Origin of the sequence: Corynebacterium sp. HMSC04H06, from assembly GCF_001815935.1 — a bacterium.
In the GTDB taxonomy this organism is placed as follows: domain Bacteria; phylum Actinomycetota; class Actinomycetes; order Mycobacteriales; family Mycobacteriaceae; genus Corynebacterium.
The window spans coordinates 25,572-43,886 of sequence record NZ_KV823421.1 but is presented as its reverse complement, the minus strand read 5'-3'; the positions used below and the strand labels follow the sequence as shown (position 1 = coordinate 43,886).

Genomic DNA, 18,315 nt, shown 5'->3' with positions numbered 1-18,315 from the left:
GAGATTGCCCCGTCCCCCAGCATGACCGATACCGAAACTAGCGCCCGCCAGGCCGCAGCACCTACTTCCGCGTGGGGCAAGGTGAAGCGGGTGTTCAAGGGCCGCTTCAAGACCACCGCCCTGCCCCTGCGCACCTGGCTGGTGGTCCTGCTGGTCGTGGTCTCCGGCCTGGGCCTAGTCGGCAGCTCCGTGGCCGTCTCCTCGATCATGCGGGACGTGTTGTACAACCGCGTGGATGAGGACATCGCCTCCGCAGCCAAGGGCTGGGCGCAAAGCCCCGAGCTGTTCAACCTGGGCGACCGCTCGCAGCGCCCGCCGACGGATTTCTGCGTCATCAAGATTTACCCCAACGGCTCCATCGAATACTTCAACGTCTTCGACTCCATGCCGCGGGTCGACGGCCTCTACATCGGCGGCTCCCCGGAGACGGTGGAGTCCACGACCGACTCCGCGGTCAACGAGGTTAAGTGGCGCGCGCAGGCCTTCGAGACCGACGGGGTGGTCACGGTCGTGGCCAAGTCCCTGGGTAGCGAGGCCAGCATTCTGCAGGGCCTGGCGGTGGTCCAGGTGCTGATCCTGTCCCTGGTCATCGCCCTCATCGCGCTGGCCGGGTATTGGTCCATCCGGTGGGCGCTGCGCCCGCTGCGGGTGGTGGAAAAGACCGCCTCGGAAATCGCCGCCGGGGATCTGAACAAGCGCGTGCCCGAGTGGCCGCTGCACACCGAGGTCGGCCAGCTGGCGGGCGCGCTCAACGTCATGCTGGGGCACCTGCAGCGGTCCGTGGAGGAGGCCCAGATGAAGGAGGGCCAGATGCGCCGGTTTGTCGGCGACGCCTCCCACGAGTTGCGTACCCCGCTGACCAGCCTGCGCGGCTACACGGAGCTCTACCGCTCCGGGGCTACCCAGGACGTGGACCTGGTCCTATCCAAGATCGACTCCGAGTCGACTCGCATGTCGCTGCTGGTCGAGGACCTGCTCTCGCTCACCCGCGCCGAGGGCAACCGGCTGGACAAGAAACCGGTGGACATGCTGGAGCTGGCCTTATCGGTCGGATCCTCGGCCCGAGCGGCCTTTCCCGGCCGGGACATCCAGGTGGTCAACAAGTCGAATTCCGTGCCTGTGGTCGACGGTGACCCGGACCGCCTGCACCAGGTGTTGCTCAACCTGATTTCTAACGGCATCCGCCACGGCGGCGATGACGCGGCGGTGACACTGCAGCTGCGCCGGGACGCGACCGACGTGCTGCTCGATGTGATCGACGACGGCAAGGGCATGGACAAAGAAGTAGCCGCCCATATCTTCGAGCGCTTCTACCGTGAAGATAGTTCGCGCACGCGTGACACGGGTGGCTCGGGCTTGGGGCTGGCCATCGTGAAGTCCCTGGTGGAACAACACGGCGGCAGCATCACAGTGGATTCGACCCCGGGGGAGGGGTCGGTGTTTACCGTGCGCCTGCCGGCCTGTGCGGAGGCCAACGATCCAGCGGTTTCGGCGGATTAGGCCGGGCGGCCCTCCGAGTCGGTGCCCAAGTGCTGCCGGATGCGGGCGGCGGCCTCGTCCATGGCGGCCGGGTCGGTGTCCTCGGCGGCGTAGGTCTTGGAGAAATCGTATTCCGACATCTTCTCGGTGGGGAAGAGGTGGATGTGGGTGTGGGGGACGTCGAATCCGGCGATGATGTAGCCGGCGCGCGGGGTGCCGAAAGCGTTCTTGATGGCCTGGCCGATGCGCAGGGCGACCTGGTTCAGGTGGCCCCAGGTCTCCGGATCGAGGTCAGTCCACTTGTCGACCTCCTGCACCGGCACGACCAGGGTGTGCCCGTAGCGCAGCGGCTCGATGGACAAAAACGCCACGCACTGCTCGTCCCGGTAGACAAAGCGGCCGGGGAGTTCTCCGTTGATGATCTTGGTAAATACAGAAGCCATGGCCCCAGGCTACCGGCAAGTTAAGATAGACGGTATGCGTATTCTCGTGATTGGCTCGGGCGGCCGCGAACATGCCCTCTTGAAAGGACTAGCTGCTGATCCGGCGACCACTGAATTGCACGTGGCGCCGGGCAGCCCGTGCATGGACCGGATCGCCACCGTGCACGCGGACTATACCCGGGTAGACGACCCGGCCCAGATGACGGGCCTGGCCCAGGACGTTGCTGCGGACCTGGTGGTCATCGGTCCGGAGGTTCCGCTGGTGGCCGGCGTTGCTGATGCCCTGCGGGACGCCGGAATCGCGGTCTTCGGTCCCAACCAGGAGGCCGCCCAGATCGAGGGATCGAAGGCGTTTGCCAAGGACGTGATGGACGCGGCCGGCGTGCGCACCGCGCACGCGGAGACCATCGGCCCGGATGCCGCGGAGGACGAGATCTCCCGGGTCCTCGACGAATTCGGCCCAGTCTACGTGGTCAAGGACGACGGCCTGGCCGGCGGTAAGGGCGTGGTGGTCACCGAGGACCGCGAGCAGGCCGAGGAGCACATCAAGGCAGTGCACAACGGAGGCAACTCCGTGCTCATCGAGTCCTTCCTGCCCGGCCCGGAGGTCTCCCTGTTCTGCCTGGTCGACGGCGAAACCGTCGTGCCGCTGCTGCCCGCCCAGGATCACAAGCGCGCCTACGACAACGACGAAGGCCCCAACACCGGCGGCATGGGCGCCTACACGCCGCTGCCGTGGCTGCCACAGGACGGCGTCAACACCATCGTCGACGAGGTCTGCGCGCCCGTCGCCCGCGAGCTGGTCGCCCGCGGCACCCCCTATTCGGGTCTTCTCTACGCCGGCCTGGCGTGGGGCCCGGAGGGCCCGGCGGTTATCGAGTTCAACTGCCGCTTCGGCGATCCGGAGACCCAGGCCGTGCTCAGCCTGCTGACCTCCCCGCTGGCGGAGGCTCTCAACGCGGTGGCCACCGGCAAGCTGGCGGATCTCAGCCCACTGGAGTGGGAGCCCGCCTTCGCCGTGACCGTGGTGCTGGCCGCCGAGGGCTACCCAGCCTCCCCGCGCAAGGGTGACGAAATTACCGGCGACGCCCTGGAGGATCCGGAGCGCATCCTGCACGCGGGCACCACCGTGGCCGAGGGCAAGGTGGTATCCAACGGCGGGCGCGTGCTCAACGCCCTGGGCAAGGGCTCGACCCTCGCCGCTGCCCGCGAGGCCGCCTACGAGGTGCTCGAAGGCATCACTATGGACGGTGGATTCTACCGCCGCGACATCGCGCTGGCTGCCCAGGAAGGGCGCATCGAGGTGCCTGGCCAGGACCGCTAGCAGGCGCGGGCGCCCGGCTGTTCGGGCAACAGAGTTAGAAGCTCCAGTCTGCGTCGTTGGTGGCCTCTGCGCGCCCGATGACGTAGGAGGAGCCCGATCCGGAAAAGAAGTCGTGGTTCTCGTCCGCGCTGGGGGCCAGCGCGGTCAGTACCGCCGAGTCCACGGCCGTGGACGAATAGTCAAAGCGCGCCGGGTATCCCAGGTTCATGAGCGCCTTATTGGCGTTGTAGCGCACGAACGTGGCCACGCCGTCCATTAGCCCCAGGGGCTCGTAGAGCTCTGCCGAATACTGCAGCTCGAGTTCGTAGAGCTTGTCGAGCAGGTCGTGCACGAAGTCGTCGAGCTCTGCGGCGCGGTGCGGGGCCTTTTCTAGGCCCCGCTGGAACTTGTAGCCGGAGTAGTAGCCGTGCACCGCTTTGTCCCGCAAGATGAGGCGGATGAGATCCGCGGTATTGGTCAGGGTGCCGCGCGCGGCGAAGTGGAGCGGGAGGTAGAACCCCGCGTAGAGCAGCAGCGATGAAAGCAAGGTGGCCGCGGCCTTGCGCTTTAGCTTGTCCGCGCCGAAGTAGTGGCGGGCCACCATTTTCACGCGCCGCTGGAGCAGGTCGTTGTCCACCGCCCACTGGTAGGCGGCGTCGATTTCCTCCGTGGTGGTCAGGGTTGAAAAGATCGAAGAATAGCTGCGCGCGTGCACGGATTGCATGAAAGCGATGTTGGTGTAGACCGCCTCCTCGTGCTCGGTTTGGGCGTCGGGGATCTGGGAGACCTCGCCCACCGTGGCTTGGAGCGTGTCCAGCAGGGTCAGCCCGGTGAAAACGCGGATGGTCTGGGTGCGTTCCGTAGCCGTCAGCCCGTGCCAGTCGTTCAAGTCATTGGACAGCGGGACCTTCTCGGGCAGCCAGAAATTGGAAGTCAGCCGGTTCCAGACCTCTAGGTCCTTCGGATCCTGGGTGCGGTTCCAGTTGATGGGCCGCACGCGGGCTGCTGGTGTCCGCTTGAGCTCGGGCGGGGTGACGGACTGCGAGATAATGGACAATTCTTGCTCTCCTTTAAGGCTTGGTGGGTGGGTAAAAGGCGTTGCGTATTGCGGCCGGTCAGTGGGCCCAAAAATAGGCCAGTCCTGCGTTGACGCGTTCGACGTCGAAGGGGGTGCCGAGAAGCTCGAAGTGGTACAGCTCCGGGACCCCGGTCTTGTTAGCAATCAGTTTTCCGGCGACGCAGAAATCCTCGCCGAAATTGGTGTTTCCGCTCGTGATGACGCCGCGCAGGAGGGCGCGGTTGGCAGGCACGTTGAGGAACGCCCGCACCTGGCGCGGGATAGCTTGCGCGCGGTTGCCGCCGCCGTAAGTGGGGACGACCAAGACGAAAGGCCGAGTGGCCAGCAGCATGGGTTCGCGTTTAGGGCGCAGGGGGATGCGCGCGGCGGGCCGGTTGAGCTGGGCTACGAAACGGTGGGTGTTCTCGGAGGCGGAGGAAAAATAGATCAAATCGGTCGCGCACGTCCGGAACGAATCGACAGAATACGGCATGAAGCAAATTTAAACTACGGTACGCCGTAGTTTCAAGTTTGTTAGAGTATCCCCATGGACATCGAGCTCAATGACCTGCCGGTTAGCACGCAGAACTACCTCAAAGCCGCGTGGCTGTTGAAGGAATGGTCCGCCGAGCCGGCCACCAAGACCGCGCTAGCCGCCCGCGTGGGGGTCACATTGTCCTCGGCGTCCGACGCCGTTCGTAAGCTCACGCAGCAAGGGCTCTTTACCGACACCCGGTACGGGGCGCTCGACCTGACGGCGGAAGGCCGCGAGCTCGCGGTCCAAATGGTCCGCCGCCACCGGCTTATCGAGGCTTACCTGCAAGAAAAGCTGGGGTATACCTGGGACGAGGTCCATGCCGAGGCCGAGGTCCTCGAGCACGCGGTATCCGATCTCTTGGTAGAGCGCATCGATGACGCGCTCGGCCGCCCGACCCGTGACCCGCACGGGGATCCGATTCCCGCCGCCGACGGCGTAGTGGACCAGCCGAGTGCAGTGCAGCTTAGCCAGCTGCCAGTGGGGGCCGCGGCCCGCGTGGAGCGCGTCTCCGACGCGGACCCCGAGTTGTTGCGTTTCCTGGCCTCCCACGGCGTGCGCGCTGGGGTGGAGGTGCGCACCCAAGCGGGGGCGGCGTACACGGAGACGGTCGAGGTGGTGACGCAGGAAGGATCCGTCCATTTGGGGGCAGCTGCCGCGGACGCCATCTGGGTTGCCCCCGCGTCTTAGTTACGTGGAATAATGAGGGCTTGTGGCTGAAAAGAAGAAGATTAACAACGTCCTGTCCTCCCGCTACGCTTCGGCGGAGCTGACCGAAATCTGGAGCCCCGAGCACAAGATCATGCTCGAGCGGCAGCTGTGGATCGCGGTCATGCGCGCTCAGAAAGACCTGGGGGTGGATATCCCCGAAGAGGCGATCAGCGCCTACGAGGCAGCGGTCGAAGACGTCGATTTGGACTCCATCGCCCAGCGCGAGCGCGTTACCCGCCACGACGTGAAGGCGCGTATCGAGGAATTCAACGCGCTGGCTGGCTACGAGCACATCCACAAGGGGATGACCAGCCGCGACCTGACCGAAAACGTCGAGCAGCTGCAGATCTACCGCTCCCTCCAGATCATCCGGGACAAGGCCATCGCCGTGGTGGCCCGCATGGGTGAGCACGCCGACAAGTACCAGCACCTGGTCATGGCGGGCCGCTCCCACAACGTCGCCGCCCAGGCCACCACCCTGGGCAAGCGCTTCGCCTCCGCCGCCGATGAGATGCTGCTGGCCATCGAACGCGTCGAGGCACTGCTCGGGCGCTACCCGCTGCGCGGCATCAAGGGGCCGATGGGCACGGCCCAGGACATGCTGGATCTCATGGGCGGGTCCCACGACAAGCTGGCTTCCCTGGAGACCTCCGTGGCGGATTACCTCGGCTTTAGCCGGATCTTCGACTCCGTCGGGCAGGTCTACCCGCGTTCGTTGGACTTTGATGCGGTCTCCGCCCTCGTCGAGCTGGGCGCGGCGCCGTCTTCTCTGGCCACCACCATTCGCCTCATGGCCGGCAATGAGACTGTCACCGAGGGCTTCAAGGAAGGCCAGGTCGGTTCCTCTGCCATGCCGCACAAGATGAACGCCCGCTCCTGCGAGCGGGTCTGCGGCTTTCAGGTCATCCTGCGCGGCTACCTCACCATGGTCGGCGACCTGGCCGGGCAGCAGTGGAACGAGGGTGACGTCTTCTGCTCGGTCATCCGCCGCGTCGCGCTGCCGGACGCCTTCTTCGCCCTCGACGGACAGTTCGAGACCTTCCTGACCGTGCTGGAGGAGTTCGGTGCTTTCCCAGCCATGATCGACCGCGAGCTCGAGCGCTACCTGCCGTTCTTGGCCACCACCCGCATCCTCATGGCGGCCGTGCGCGCCGGGGTCGGCCGCGAGACCGCCCACGAGGTCATCAAGGAAAACGCCGTCGCCGTGGCGCTGAACATGCGCGAAAACGGCGCGGACCAAGACCTGGTGGAGCGCCTGGCCGCCGACGAGCGCCTCCCCCTTGACAGGGCTGCCCTGGATGAGGCCCTCGCCGACAAGCACGCCTTCATCGGCGCTGCGGAAGCGCAGGTAGGCCAGGTACTGTCCCGGATTGCTGAAAAGGCGGACCAGCACCCCCAGGCCGCCCAGTACCGCCCGGGCGAGATTATTTAGCCCATCGGCGCGCTAAGATGTGGGGCATGCGACCACGTCTTAGCGATTATCAGCACCTCGTATCCGGCAAAGTCCGCGACATCTACGCCATCGATGAGTACACGCTGCTCATGGTGGCCAGCGACCGGATTTCCGCCTTCGACTTCGCCCTGGAGCCCGCCATCCCGGACAAGGGACGGGTGCTGACTGCGACCTCGCAGTTCTTCTTCGAGGCCATCAATTTCCCCAACCACCTGGCCGGCCCGGTCGACGACGAGCGGATCCCGGAAGAGGTCCTGGGGCGGGCATTCGTGGTCAAGAAACTTAAGATGCTGCCCTTCGAGTGCGTGGCCCGCGGCTACCTGACCGGCTCCGGCCTGAAGGAATACCAGGCCAACGGCACGGTCTGCGGCATTGAGCTGCCCTCTGGGCTGGTGGAGGCCTCCCGCCTGCCGGAGCCCATTTTCACCCCGGCTACTAAGGCGGAGCAGGGCGAGCACGACGAGAACGTCACCTATGAGCGCGTCGTGAAAGACCTCGGCGCCGACCGCGCCGCCCAGCTGTGCAACGCCACGCTGACCATCTACGCCCAGGCCGCCCAGATCGCCGAGGAACGCGGCATCATCCTGGCCGACACCAAGTTCGAGTTCGGCCTGGACAGCGACGGCACCCTCGTCTTGGCTGACGAGGTGCTGACCCCGGACTCTTCCCGCTACTGGCCGGCCGACTCCTACGTCGAGGGCGAGGTCCAGCCCAGCTTCGACAAGCAGTACGTCCGCAACTGGCTGACCTCGCCGGAATCCGGCTGGGACAAGGCCTCTGAGACCACCCCGCCGGCCCTGCCGGGCGAGGTCGTCTCCGCCACCCGCCTGCGCTATATCGAGGCCTACGAGCGCCTGTCGGGTAAACAGTTCATCGATTGGGTAGGCTAAAGTCCACGCAGCGGGCGGGAGTGACCCCGCCGGCTGGGCAGCGCGTTGACGTAGGATGGGGGCCTATGACTGATGAATCCATGCATGCTCCGGTAGCCCCCGTTCGTCCGATTTCGCGCCAATTTCACGGCCGCACTTTCGTCGATGATTACGAGTGGCTGCGGGATAAGAAGTCGCAGGACACGCTGGACTATCTCAACGCGGAAAACGACTACACCAAGGCGCAGACCGCGCACTTGGAGACGCTGACCGAGAATATCTACCAGGAGATTAAGTCCCGCATCAAGGAAACGGACATGTCCGTTCCGGTACGCCAGGGCGATTACTGGTACTACGGCCGCTCCCAGGAGGGCAAGAGCTACGGCCTGTCCTGCCGCCTGCCGGTCGAGGAGGGGGCGGACCCGTGGTTCCCGCCCGTCATCTCGGAGGAGGGCCGCCCGGCAGACGAAGAGGTGCTGCTCGACCTGAACGAGCTGGCCGAAGGCAACGAATTCTTCTCCCTCGGGGCCTCTTCCATTACGACCTCGGGGCGCTATTTGGCCTATTCCGTCGACGTCAGCGGTGACGAGCGCTTCGAGCTGCGCATCAAGGACCTGGCTACGGGCGAGTTGCTGGACGATCACCTGACGGGTTTGTTCTACGGCGCGACCTGGGTCGGCGAGGACTACATCTTTTACCAGACCGTCGACGAGGCCTGGCGCGCCGACAGTGTGTGGCGCCACAAAGTAGGCACGCCGCAGGAAGACGACGTGCGCATCTTCTACGAGGAAGACGCCCACTTCAGCGTAGGGGTGGGCGGCACGCGCAGTGACAAGTACCTGTTCTTGGTCTCCAGTTCGAAGATCACCTCGGAGTTCTGGGTGCTGGAGCAGGACCAGCCGGAAGGCGAGTTCCAACTGCTCTGGGAGCGCGAATCCGGGGTCGAATACGAGGTGGACCACGCCGTCATCGACGGTGAGGACCGCTGGATCGTCAGCCACAACGCCGCCGGCGCCAACTTCGAGGTCACCGTCTGCCCGGCGCTGACGAAGGACACCGGCCTGCCCGCCCTGCGCGATACGCAGGTGCTGGTCCCACACCGCGAGGACGTGCGCATCGAGGGCGTGGATACCTACCAGCACCAGCTGGTGCTGGTCTACCGCAGCGGCGGCATCGGGCGCATCGCCATCATGCCCCTGACCGAGGGTGAGGGGCTCGGCGAGTTCACCCAGGTCGACTTCGACGAGGAGATCTATACTGCCGGCACCACCGGCAACCCGGAATGGGACACCCCGGTCATCCGCATGGTCTACGGCTCATTCACGCAGCCTGCTCAGGTCCTGCAGTACGACGTGGCCGCCGGCGAGCGCACCCTGCTGAAGCAGCAGGAGGTCCAGGGCGGCTACGACCCCGGCGACTACACCGCCTATCGCCTGTGGACCACCGCCCAGGACGGCACGGAGATCCCCGTCTCCGTGGTGCACCGCGCGGACCTGGACACCTCCGCGCCGCAGCCGATGCTGCTCTACGGCTACGGTTCCTACGAGACCAGCGTCGACCCCGGGTTCTCCGTCACCCGCCTGTCGCTGCTGGACCGCGGCATGATCTTCGCCGTCGCCCACGTCCGCGGCGGCGGGGAGATGGGCCGCGGCTGGTACGACCACGGCAAGCTCATGGAGAAGAAGAACACCTTCACCGACTTCATCGATGTTGCCGATGATCTCATCGCCCGCGGCCTGACCAGCCCGGACCGGCTGGCGGCGGAAGGTGGTTCCGCGGGCGGCATGCTGATGGGGGCGGTGGCGAATATGGCCCCGGACCGTTTCACCGCCATCCAAGCCGCCGTGCCTTTTGTTGACCCGCTGACCTCAATGCTCATGCCGGAGCTCCCGCTCACGGTGGTGGAGTGGGACGAGTGGGGCGACCCGTACCACGACCCGGCCTTCTACGACTACATGGCCAGCTACGCCCCGTACGAGAACGTCACGGCGCAGGATTACCCGAACATCCTGGCCACGACCTCGCTGAACGACACCCGCGTGCTCTACGTGGAGCCCGCCAAGTGGATCGCCAAGCTGCGCACCGTTGCCAGCGGCGGCCAGTTCCTGCTGAAGACGGAGATGGTCGCCGGCCACGGCGGCGTGTCCGGCCGCTACGACAAATGGCGCCAGAACGCCTTCGAATACGCTTGGATCATCAACCAGGCCACGGGGTGTACCGAGTAGCGTTCTCGACGCGCGGAACCTAGAAGGCTGTGCGATAATACTTCTTATGCATGGCCACCTCCTGGTTTCGATTTCCAGTATTTTCGACGACACCCGGAAACAGGCCTCGAATCTCCTCCGCATCCTGGATGCCGAGGGGATTCCTGTGTCTCTTCTGATTGCCCCGCATATTGACGGCAATTGGCATTTGGCTAAGGACTCCAAGACGAAGGGCTGGGTCAAAGAGCAAGCAGACGCCGGCCGGGTGCTGATTCTCAACGGCTTCGATCAGGCCGTCCAGGGCCGCCGCGCGGAATTCGCCAACCTCGATGAGCACGAGGCAAAGCTGCGGCTGGCCGGTGCGACCCGGCAGATGGGCAAGATCGGTTTCACTCCCACCATCTTCGCCCCGCCGCGCTGGCGCATGTCGGAGGGAACCCTCAAGGTGTTGCCGGCTTTCGGCTTCGACGTGGCCGTGTCTACCCGCGGCATCCACGAACTGGAGTCCGGCAAGTTCTACCAGTCGCGCAACCTCTCCTACGGCGAGGGTTTCGGCGCGGCCAAGTGGTGGCGCCGCAACATCATCCGCGCGGCGGAACGCTCCGCCCAGCGCGGCAACACGGTCCGTCTGTCCGTGTCCGGCCGTAACCTCGACGACCGGAAGGTGGTCAAGGACTTCGTCAAGGCCGTGCACAAGGCCGCAGCGGCCGGCGCGCAGCCGGCCGACTACAGCATCTTCCTGCCGAACTAGGGCAGCAGGCGCTCGATGACGCGGCGGACATCCGCCGGCAACATCGGCAGCACGCCGCGCAGGCCACCTGCCAGGGCGGTACCGATTCCCAGGAGCGCGGCCAGGCCAGCGATCCCTGCCGCGACAGCGCCGCCCACCGAGGAGCCACTAGAGCCCGTATCCCCCGGACCCGCCGGCTTGCCCTGGTCGTCGTCTTCGTTGTTAGCGTCCCCATCGTTTTCCTCGCCGGCGCCGTCGTCGCTGCCGAGGGAGAAGCCGACCTTGACCGGATCGTGGTCGGAGGAGCGGAACGGGGAGTCGTCGTAGAAGTCGACCGCGTTGTAGTTGCGGCGTGAGTACTCGAAGGCGACGGGCTCGTCTGCGTTGATGTTCCAGACCTGCGCGTCGGTGACGTTCTCGCTGGCCACCGCGTTGGCCAGGACGTGGTCCAGGGAGCCGAGCAGGCCGCTGAACTGGTAGGAGGCGTCGGCATCAAAAGTCTCTGCCGGAACGGTGTAGCCGTGGTTGCGGAAGATATCCAGGGCCTCCTCGCGCGTGTAGGTGTTCAGATCGCCCATGACGAAGGTGGCCTTATTCTGCCAGTCCGGCTGCTGAGCCAGGTGGTCCAGGACCGCCTGGGCCTGTGCGTTGCGCACGTTGGGGTTGTTGCCCTGGCCGTCGCCGCGGTCCGCGTCATCCTTGACTACGGAACCCTTGGACTTGAAATGGTTGGCCACGGCCACAAACGTCTCGGCGTCCTCGCTTGCATCAGCCGGGGCGAACTCCTGGGCCAGAGGTTCACGCGCGGTGCCTGTGAAGCGGGCGTCGCTGAAGATGCGGGACTCTCCCACTGGGCGCACGCGGTCCGGGTCGTAGATGAACGCGGTGCGGATGACGTCGACGTCCTCGGGCACGCTCTCGGACGGGGAGGCGACGGCCTTCCAGTTTCCGCCCGCGGCGTTGAGCTCCTCGACGAGGTGGTTTAGTGCCTCGTCGCGGCGGGAGAGGTCCCCGGTCACGCCGAAGGTGTCCTCGATTTCGGACAGCGCGATGACGTCGGCGTCTAGGCCGTTGATGGCCGCGACGATCTTGGCCTGCTGGTCTTCGAAGGCGCTCTGGGTGTAGGCGCCGCGGGTGGTCCCGCGGTTGACGGTGACCGGGTTGCCGTCCTTGTCGTCGTAGGAGCTGCCGCCGAACTCCTCGCCCAGCGAGGTAAAGTAGTTCAGGACGTTGAAGGCGCCGATGGTGTAGTCGCCCTTGACGTCGAGGGCGTTCAGCTCCGCGGCGCGGGAGTCCTCCCAGCTAATCGGCAGATCCGCGCCGGCGGTCTCCCCGGTGACCGGGGAGGTAGGCTGGAAGCGCCACTGCTCGTGGGAGTAGTGCACGACGACCGGCTGCTGGAACTCCACCTGGTCGGTGGTGCGCAGGCTCTTGATGGTCTGGCCGCCGTCCTGGGAGATATACGGCAGCGGGGTCTCCTTATCGGTCTTCAGGTAGTCGCGGGTCCGGCCGTCGTCCAGGGCGACCAGGCGCTCGGCGTTGTCCTTTTCCAGCTGCTTGAGTGGGGAGTTCGGATCCGTCGAGGGAGCATGCACATCGGAGGGCTGGCGCAGGGGCTCTTGGCCCGCAGCCAGGCCGACCTCGCCGTAGGTGTTGAGCGCGTAGTTGTTGGTCACGGTGTGAATACCGGGAAGCACCAGCATGGACTCGTAGGCCTCCCGGGCCTTGTCGCCGGCGGGCAGTTCCTCGATGTCGATGGGCTCGACCTTCTCCAGCGGCTCCTCCAGCTCAGCGAAGTTGCGCGCCGAAACCTGGGTGTTGCCGTAGTACTCGGAGACCTTGCCGGTAACCCGCACGGACTGGCCGATTTCCGGGTACGCGCCGTCATTGCCGGCGTAGACGAACAGGCCGTGGCTGGCCTCGCCGGCCGCGGCCTCGCCGCCGGTCTGGATGGTGTAGCCGTTCAGGCCGCCTTTTTCCCACACAGCGGTGACGACACCCTCGGTGGTCACGGTCTGGTCGACCAGCGGGGAGGCCGAGCCCGTGCCCTGGATATCGGCGATGACCACGACCTCGCCCTCGGCGGGCGGATCCTGCGGCTCTGGATCAGTGCCCGGTCCCGGGGCCACGCCTCCGCCGGTGCCCGCCGGGCTAGGGGCGCCGGCGGTGAAATCGGCGGAATTGTCATCGGTGTCGGTGCCGTGCTCGTCGCGCTGGACCGAGGTCTGGTTGTTCGGCGCCTGGGCCGGCGAGCCCTCGGACAGGCTGGTCTCGCCGAAGCCGACCAAGTCGACCGCCTCGCCCGCGCCGTCGCTGAGCTGGACCGAGCCCTTGGTGGCGGACATGGCCAGGCTTCCGGTGGCGTCGGGATCCGGCAAAGTGGTGCTGCCGCCGTTGCCCTGGGCCTGCTGGATGAGGTAGTGGGCCCCGGCCGGGATCGTCCCACTCAGCTGGGTGGTGCCGCCGGAGCCGCCCTTGGCGGAGAAGTACTCGACGTTCCAACCGTCCAAGCTGATGTCGCTATCTGTCGGGTTGTAGAGCTCGATGAAGTCGTGGGTATAGTCGGCGCCGGAGTTGCCACCACCGCCGTAGACCTCGGAGATGACGACGTTGTCCCCGGCCGGGGCGGCCGAGGCTGCGGGGACGGCGAGACCGGCGCTAACGGTAGAGGTTACGGCCGCGAGCACGAGCGTGCCGCGGCGGCGGGCCACCCGCCGCGAGGACTGGGGGGAAGACAACTGGGGAGAAGACATAGGGAACGAACCACCTTTGCTGGAGAAAGACAGACAATTTCATGCGTTCCGAGCGCATTACCCTCAGTTGTAGAACACGGAGCGGACACTAGCTGGAGTAAGCGCTGTCGCGTGTTCGAAGCCCGCAGGGGGTTTGCCTAGGTGTGGCCGAGATTTTTATTTCCGTCTTTGCCGGGTATACCCGGTGTTTACTTTCCGGCCACGATTGGGGGAGTGGGCATTGGTGTGGGGGTGACTGCTGTGATGGGTAGGTTTTGCGGCCCTAGGCAGGCTAAACTAGTGCCCGCAGACCTAGCCGTGAGCACAGTAAGGAAATTTAATGGCTCGTGTAGTTGTCAATGTCATGCCGAAGGCCGAGATTCTGGATCCGCAGGGGCAAGCTGTTGTCCGCGCGCTGGGTCGAATCGGGGTTGAAGGGGTTAGCGATGTCCGCCAGGGCAAGCGCTTCGAGTTGGAGGTCGCGGACTCCGTGACGGCCGAGGAGCTGGAGAAGGTCGCGGCCACGCTGCTGGCCAACACCGTGATCGAGGACTACGAGGTCACCGGGCTGGAGGTCAAGTAGTGTCCGCCAAGATCGGAGTAATTACCTTCCCTGGCACGCTCGACGACGTTGACGCGGTCCGCGCCGCGCGCCGGGCCGGCGCCGAGGTGGAAAACCTCTGGCACGCTGATGCCGACCTGCGCGGCGTGGACGCGGTCGTGGTTTCCGGTGGCTTTTCCTACGGCGACTACCTGCGCTCCGGGGCGATTTCCGCCCTCGCGCCCGTCATGCGCTCGGTCATCGACGCCGCCCACAAGGGCATGCCGGTGCTGGGCATTTGCAACGGCTTCCAGATCCTGACTGAAGCCGGCCTGCTGTCCGGGGCACTGACCCGCAACCAGGGGTTGCACTTCCACTGCACCGACACCTACCTGGAGGTCGCGAACGCACAGACCGCCTGGACCAGCGAGTTTAACGCCGGCGATCGGATTCTCATCCCGGCCAAGCACGGCGAGGGCCGTTTCCAGGCTGCTGCGGAGACCGTCGAGGAGCTGGAGAAGGAAGGCCGCGTGGTCTTCCGCTACACGGACAACTACAACGGGTCCGTCAACGCGATCGCCGGTATTACCAACGAGACCGGCCGGGTCGTGGGGCTTATGCCGCACCCCGAGCACGCTATCGATCCGCTTACCGGGCCGTCCACTGACGGCCTGGGTCTTTTTGTATCCGCTATCAACGCCGTGACGGCCGCAGTTTAGGAGGCGCACATGACCGTACACAATGACACCGTCTCCCAGGCCCAGCAGGACCCGGACCTGGAACAGCCCTTCCGCGAGCTGGGGCTCAAGGACGACGAATACCAGCGCATCAAGGACATCCTGGGGCGTAGGCCGACCGATGCCGAGCTGACCATGTACTCCGTGATGTGGTCGGAGCACTGCTCGTATAAGTCCTCGAAGACGCACCTGCGCTACTTCGGTGAAACCATGACCGACCAGATGGGGGAGAAGATCCTCGCCGGTATCGGTGAGAACGCCGGCGTGGTCGACATCGGGGACGGCAACGCGGTGACCTTCCGCGTGGAGTCCCACAACCACCCGTCGTACGTCGAGCCCTACCAGGGCGCGGCCACCGGCGTGGGCGGGATCGTCCGCGACATCATGGCCATGGGTGCGCGCCCCATCGCGGTGATGGACCAGCTGCGCTTTGGCCCAGCCGATGCCGCGGATACCAAGCGCGTCCTGCCGGGCGTCGTCGCAGGAATCGGCGGCTACGGCAACTGCCTGGGTCTTCCCAATATTGGGGGCGAGACCGTCTTTGATGAGTCCTACGCTGGCAACCCGCTGGTCAACGCCCTGTGCGTGGGCACGCTGAAGGTCGAGGACCTGAAGCTAGCCTTCGCCTCCGGCACCGGTAACAAGGTCATGCTGTTCGGCTCCCGCACGGGCCTGGACGGCATCGGCGGCGTGTCTGTGCTGGCGTCGGACACCTTCGAGGACGGCGCGGAGCGCAAGCTGCCGGCCGTCCAGGTGGGTGACCCCTTCGCGGAGAAGGTCCTCATCGAGTGCTGCCTGGACCTCTACCACGCCGGCGTAGTGGTCGGCATCCAGGACCTGGGCGGCGCCGGCCTGGCCTGCGCGACCAGTGAGCTGGCGGCCTCCGGCGACGGCGGCATGGAGATCAACCTGGACGAGGTCCCGCTGCGCGCCGAGCACATGACCGCCGCCGAAATCCTGGCTTCCGAGTCCCAGGAGCGCATGTGCGCGGTCGTAGCCCCGGAGAACGTGGAGCGCTTCCGCGAGATCTGTGCGCACTGGGACGTCACCTGCGCCGAGATTGGTGAGGTCACCACCGGAAAGCACCTGGTCATCCGCCACCAGGGCGAGGTCGTCGTGGACGCCCCGGCCGGCACCATCGCCGACGAGGCCCCGGTCTACGAGCGCCCCTACGCCCGCCCGGAGTGGCAGGATAAGTTGCAGGACTTCGGCGGCGTGGATTACGCCCCGCTGGGCGATGCCCTCCTTCAGCTGGTGGCCTCCCCGGCGCTGTGCTCTCGTGACTTCATCACTAACCAGTACGACCGCTACGTCCGCGGCAACACGGTGCAGTCGCACCACGCGGATGCCGGTGTGCTGCGCATCGACGAGGAGACCGGCCGGGGCGTCGCCGTCTCCGCGGACGCCTCGGGCCGTTACACCAAGCTGGACCCGAACATGGGCGCGCGCCTGGCCCTGGCCGAGGCCTACCGCAACGTCGCCGTGACCGGCGCCCGCCCGGTGGCCGTCACCAACTGCCTGAACTTCGGTTCCCCGGAAAACCCGGACGTGATGTGGCAGTTCCGGGAGGCCGTTCACGGCCTGGCCGACGGCGCGGTCGAGCTGGGCATCCCGGTCTCCGGCGGCAACGTCTCCTTCTACAACCAGACCGGTGAGGAGCCCATCCTGCCGACCCCGGTCGTCGGCGTGCTGGGCGTTATCGACGACGTCGCCGACTCCATCGGCCACAACCTGGGCACCGCTGCGGACGAAGTCCTCATCCTCCTGGGGTCCACCCAGGACGAGTTTGGCGGTTCCATCTGGCAGCAGGTCTCCGGCAAGGGCCTGTCCGGCCTGCCACCGCAGGTCGACCTGGGCAACGAGGCCAAGCTGGCCGAGTTCTTCCATGGCAACTCTGACCTCACCGCGGCCCACGACGTCTCCGAGGGCGGCCTGGCCGTCGCTGCGTTCGAGATGGCCAAGCGTAACCGCGTCGGCGTCGAGCTCGACCTTGCCGCCGTGCACGACGACGAGTTCGTCGCCGCGTTCTCCGAGTCTGCTTCCCGCGCCCTGGTCGCCACGACCAAGGACAAGGCAGACGCGGTTCTCCAGCGCGCCCAGGAGCTGGGCATCCAGGCCACCCAGGTTGGCAAGACCACCGCGGTGGACAGCCTCATCCTGGGCCAGACCGCCGTCCCGCTGACCCAGCTGGTCGACGCCTGGTCCGCCACCCTGCCCGACCTCTTCGGCCACGCCGTGGGGGCGAACTCCGTGGTGGAATAGGGGAGACAGATAATGCCTCACACCGTGATATGCGGTGTGAGGCTTTTTCAGTTGGGCTCATCGGCCAGGCGTGGGGCGCCGAAGAGGCGCTAAAGGCGGTTTACCCGCCCGGGGTGGTCGGTTTAGCCGCCGATGGTCGGCTGGATGGTTTGTGCCCAACTGACCTTGAGTTGGTGTGAGAACAGCGGGAAGGAGTGGGAGCCGGTGTTGGTGTAGTAGCGGTTGACGTCGACGCCGGCCGCGCGGGCGGTGCGGGTGTAGATGTTGGTGCACTCGTTGGCAACCTTCTCGGTTGCGGACGGGCCCAGGTGTTGGGCGGGGCCGTAGTTGCCGTCGATAGGGCCGGGGGTGCCGGAGGCGGAAGCAACGAAGACCTTGACGTCGCGCAGTCGGTGCGGCTGGGCGTTGGGATCGTGGTCGGCCCAGGCCGGGGAGCCGGGCAGGCCCCAGGCATTGACGGAAGAGCCGCCGCCGGCGGCCATCATGATGCTGGAGACCGGCCATCCCAGGGCACCGGAGCGGACCGGGCAACCGGAGTAGGAGGCGGCGGCGCGGAAACGCTGCGGGGCGTGGCCGGCGATGTCGAGGGCGGCGGCGCCAGTGGAGGACAGGCCCGCGATAGCGTCGCGGCCGTTGCCGTGGAATTCGGCGTCGATGAGCGGCGGGAGTTCGTGGGTCATGTAGGTGTTCCATTTGTTAACGCCCAGGATCGGATCCGCGGTATTCCAGTCGGTGTAGAGGGAATAAGCGCCGCCGATGGGCATGACAACATTGACGTTCTTGCCGGCGAACCACGGGCCGACGTCGGTGTGGCTCATCCAGTTCATGCCCTGCTCGCCGCCCTGGATGCCGGGCAGTAGGTAGAAGGATCCGCGCGGCTGGTCGCCGCCGGGCAGCAGCACGTTATTGGTGATAACGGCGCGGTTGGCCGGGGACCAGACGTCCACCTTCCAGAAGTTGCCGTTGACGTGTCGCTTGTTCACGATCTTCGGCTGGTTGCCCAACCAGGGCTGCTTGCTCTGGTTGCCGGGTAGCTGGAAGGAGCCGTCGATGAGGCTCGACTGGGCCTGAGCGGACGGGGCGGCAGGGCTGGCGAGGCCGAACCCGAGGGCGGCGACCGCGGCGAAGGCGGCGGCTAGTACGCGGGGGCGGCGAAGAGAGACAGGTTTAAACACCGTTCGACTATAACGCATATAGCAACGAATTCGAAGGATTTTCACAGCCGTGGGTTACGCAACCGTAGGTTATACTACGGCTAG

The 18,315-nt window shown here is 65.9% G+C and carries 15 protein-coding genes; 10 read left to right on the top strand and 5 right to left on the bottom strand.

Annotated elements, in window-relative coordinates:
* Window positions 1-21: 21 nt before the first annotated feature.
* Entirely contained in the window at window positions 22-1,500 is a 1,479-nt protein-coding gene (locus tag HMPREF3067_RS05020; RefSeq protein ID WP_083319144.1) for a sensor histidine kinase, read from the top strand.
* Here the strand turns inward: HMPREF3067_RS05020 and HMPREF3067_RS05015 are convergent.
* Window positions 1,497-1,922, bottom strand: a complete 426-nt coding sequence (locus HMPREF3067_RS05015; RefSeq protein ID WP_070768630.1) for an HIT family protein — start codon at window positions 1,920-1,922, stop codon at window positions 1,497-1,499. The genes HMPREF3067_RS05020 and HMPREF3067_RS05015 overlap by 4 nt on opposite strands.
* Window positions 1,923-1,956: 34 nt before the next feature.
* On the opposite strand from HMPREF3067_RS05015, the gene purD reads away from it, so the two are divergent.
* Window positions 1,957-3,246 carry a phosphoribosylamine--glycine ligase gene (gene purD, locus HMPREF3067_RS05010; protein ID WP_070768629.1) on the top strand — a complete coding sequence of 430 codons (1,290 nt, stop codon included), beginning with the start codon at window positions 1,957-1,959 and terminating at the stop codon, window positions 3,244-3,246.
* 34 nt (window positions 3,247-3,280) lie between these two features.
* On the opposite strand, the gene nrdF is transcribed toward purD, so the two are convergent.
* Together nrdF and nrdI are read right to left on the bottom strand one after the other, a co-directional pair.
* The gene (nrdF, locus tag HMPREF3067_RS05005; protein WP_083319143.1) at window positions 3,281-4,282 is read right to left on the bottom strand and encodes a class 1b ribonucleoside-diphosphate reductase subunit beta; all 1,002 of its coding nucleotides are present in this window, start codon (window positions 4,280-4,282) and stop codon (window positions 3,281-3,283) included.
* 58 nt (window positions 4,283-4,340) lie between these two features.
* On the bottom strand, window positions 4,341-4,775 hold the full coding sequence (nrdI, locus tag HMPREF3067_RS05000; protein ID WP_070768628.1) for a class Ib ribonucleoside-diphosphate reductase assembly flavoprotein NrdI: 435 nt from the start codon (window positions 4,773-4,775) through the stop codon (window positions 4,341-4,343).
* Between the two features lie 54 nt (window positions 4,776-4,829).
* Here nrdI and HMPREF3067_RS04995 point away from each other — a divergent pair, with 54 nt between their 5' ends.
* The 5 genes from HMPREF3067_RS04995 to HMPREF3067_RS04975 all read left to right on the top strand — a co-directional run bounded on the left by HMPREF3067_RS04995 (window position 4,830) and on the right by HMPREF3067_RS04975 (window position 10,805).
* A complete protein-coding gene (locus HMPREF3067_RS04995) occupies window positions 4,830-5,507 on the top strand; it encodes a metal-dependent transcriptional regulator (RefSeq protein WP_141759327.1) in 678 nt (225 codons plus the stop codon).
* Between the two features lie 22 nt (window positions 5,508-5,529).
* The gene (gene purB, locus HMPREF3067_RS04990) at window positions 5,530-6,960 is read left to right on the top strand and encodes an adenylosuccinate lyase (RefSeq protein WP_070768627.1); all 1,431 of its coding nucleotides are present in this window, start codon (window positions 5,530-5,532) and stop codon (window positions 6,958-6,960) included.
* Between the two features lie 26 nt (window positions 6,961-6,986).
* Window positions 6,987-7,871: a phosphoribosylaminoimidazolesuccinocarboxamide synthase gene (locus tag HMPREF3067_RS04985; RefSeq protein ID WP_070768702.1), complete on the top strand. Its 885-nt coding sequence runs from the start codon at window positions 6,987-6,989 to the stop codon at window positions 7,869-7,871.
* 65 nt (window positions 7,872-7,936) lie between these two features.
* Window positions 7,937-10,075, top strand: a complete 2,139-nt coding sequence (locus HMPREF3067_RS04980; RefSeq protein WP_083319142.1) for a S9 family peptidase — start codon at window positions 7,937-7,939, stop codon at window positions 10,073-10,075.
* 46 nt (window positions 10,076-10,121) lie between these two features.
* Window positions 10,122-10,805 (top strand): DUF2334 domain-containing protein, encoded by a 684-nt coding sequence (locus HMPREF3067_RS04975; RefSeq protein ID WP_070768626.1) that lies wholly within the window; start codon window positions 10,122-10,124, stop codon window positions 10,803-10,805.
* On the opposite strand, the gene HMPREF3067_RS04970 is transcribed toward HMPREF3067_RS04975, so the two are convergent.
* Entirely contained in the window at window positions 10,802-13,537 is a 2,736-nt protein-coding gene (locus HMPREF3067_RS04970; RefSeq protein WP_070768625.1) for an ExeM/NucH family extracellular endonuclease, read from the bottom strand. The two genes, HMPREF3067_RS04975 and HMPREF3067_RS04970, sit on opposite strands and share 4 nt — an antisense overlap.
* A 319-nt stretch (window positions 13,538-13,856) precedes the next feature.
* On the opposite strand from HMPREF3067_RS04970, the gene purS reads away from it, so the two are divergent.
* From purS to purL, 3 genes are read left to right on the top strand one after another with little or no spacing between them, the layout of a single operon-like run.
* The gene (gene purS / locus HMPREF3067_RS04965) at window positions 13,857-14,099 is read left to right on the top strand and encodes a phosphoribosylformylglycinamidine synthase subunit PurS (RefSeq protein WP_070768624.1); all 243 of its coding nucleotides are present in this window, start codon (window positions 13,857-13,859) and stop codon (window positions 14,097-14,099) included.
* Window positions 14,099-14,776: a phosphoribosylformylglycinamidine synthase subunit PurQ gene (gene purQ, locus HMPREF3067_RS04960; protein ID WP_070768623.1), complete on the top strand. Its 678-nt coding sequence runs from the start codon at window positions 14,099-14,101 to the stop codon at window positions 14,774-14,776. Before purS ends, purQ begins: the two co-directional genes overlap by 1 nt.
* Before the next feature lie 9 nt (window positions 14,777-14,785).
* Window positions 14,786-17,056 (top strand): phosphoribosylformylglycinamidine synthase subunit PurL, encoded by a 2,271-nt coding sequence (purL, locus tag HMPREF3067_RS04955; protein WP_070768622.1) that lies wholly within the window; start codon window positions 14,786-14,788, stop codon window positions 17,054-17,056.
* A 122-nt stretch (window positions 17,057-17,178) separates the two neighbouring features.
* On the opposite strand, the gene HMPREF3067_RS04950 is transcribed toward purL, so the two are convergent.
* A complete protein-coding gene (locus HMPREF3067_RS04950; RefSeq protein ID WP_246819240.1) occupies window positions 17,179-18,231 on the bottom strand; it encodes an alpha/beta hydrolase in 1,053 nt (350 codons plus the stop codon).
* Window positions 18,232-18,315: the final 84 nt, after the last annotated feature.

What these genes read in the sequence shown, in the direction of transcription:
- nrdI (WP_070768628.1), bottom strand. Translation starts at nt 4,775, where the DNA reads ATGCCGTATTCTGTCGATTCGTTCCGGACGTGCGCGACCGATTTGATC.
- purS (WP_070768624.1), top strand. Translation starts at nt 13,857, where the DNA reads ATGGCTCGTGTAGTTGTCAATGTCATGCCGAAGGCCGAGATTCTGGAT.
- HMPREF3067_RS04980 (WP_083319142.1), top strand. Translation starts at nt 7,937, where the DNA reads ATGACTGATGAATCCATGCATGCTCCGGTAGCCCCCGTTCGTCCGATT.
- purL (WP_070768622.1), top strand. Translation starts at nt 14,786, where the DNA reads ATGACCGTACACAATGACACCGTCTCCCAGGCCCAGCAGGACCCGGAC.
- HMPREF3067_RS04975 (WP_070768626.1), top strand. Translation starts at nt 10,122, where the DNA reads ATGCATGGCCACCTCCTGGTTTCGATTTCCAGTATTTTCGACGACACC.
- HMPREF3067_RS05020 (WP_083319144.1), top strand. Translation starts at nt 22, where the DNA reads ATGACCGATACCGAAACTAGCGCCCGCCAGGCCGCAGCACCTACTTCC.
- purD (WP_070768629.1), top strand. Translation starts at nt 1,957, where the DNA reads ATGCGTATTCTCGTGATTGGCTCGGGCGGCCGCGAACATGCCCTCTTG.
- HMPREF3067_RS04970 (WP_070768625.1), bottom strand. Translation starts at nt 13,537, where the DNA reads ATGTCTTCTCCCCAGTTGTCTTCCCCCCAGTCCTCGCGGCGGGTGGCC.
- HMPREF3067_RS04995 (WP_141759327.1), top strand. Translation starts at nt 4,830, where the DNA reads ATGGACATCGAGCTCAATGACCTGCCGGTTAGCACGCAGAACTACCTC.
- HMPREF3067_RS04985 (WP_070768702.1), top strand. Translation starts at nt 6,987, where the DNA reads ATGCGACCACGTCTTAGCGATTATCAGCACCTCGTATCCGGCAAAGTC.
- HMPREF3067_RS05015 (WP_070768630.1), bottom strand. Translation starts at nt 1,922, where the DNA reads ATGGCTTCTGTATTTACCAAGATCATCAACGGAGAACTCCCCGGCCGC.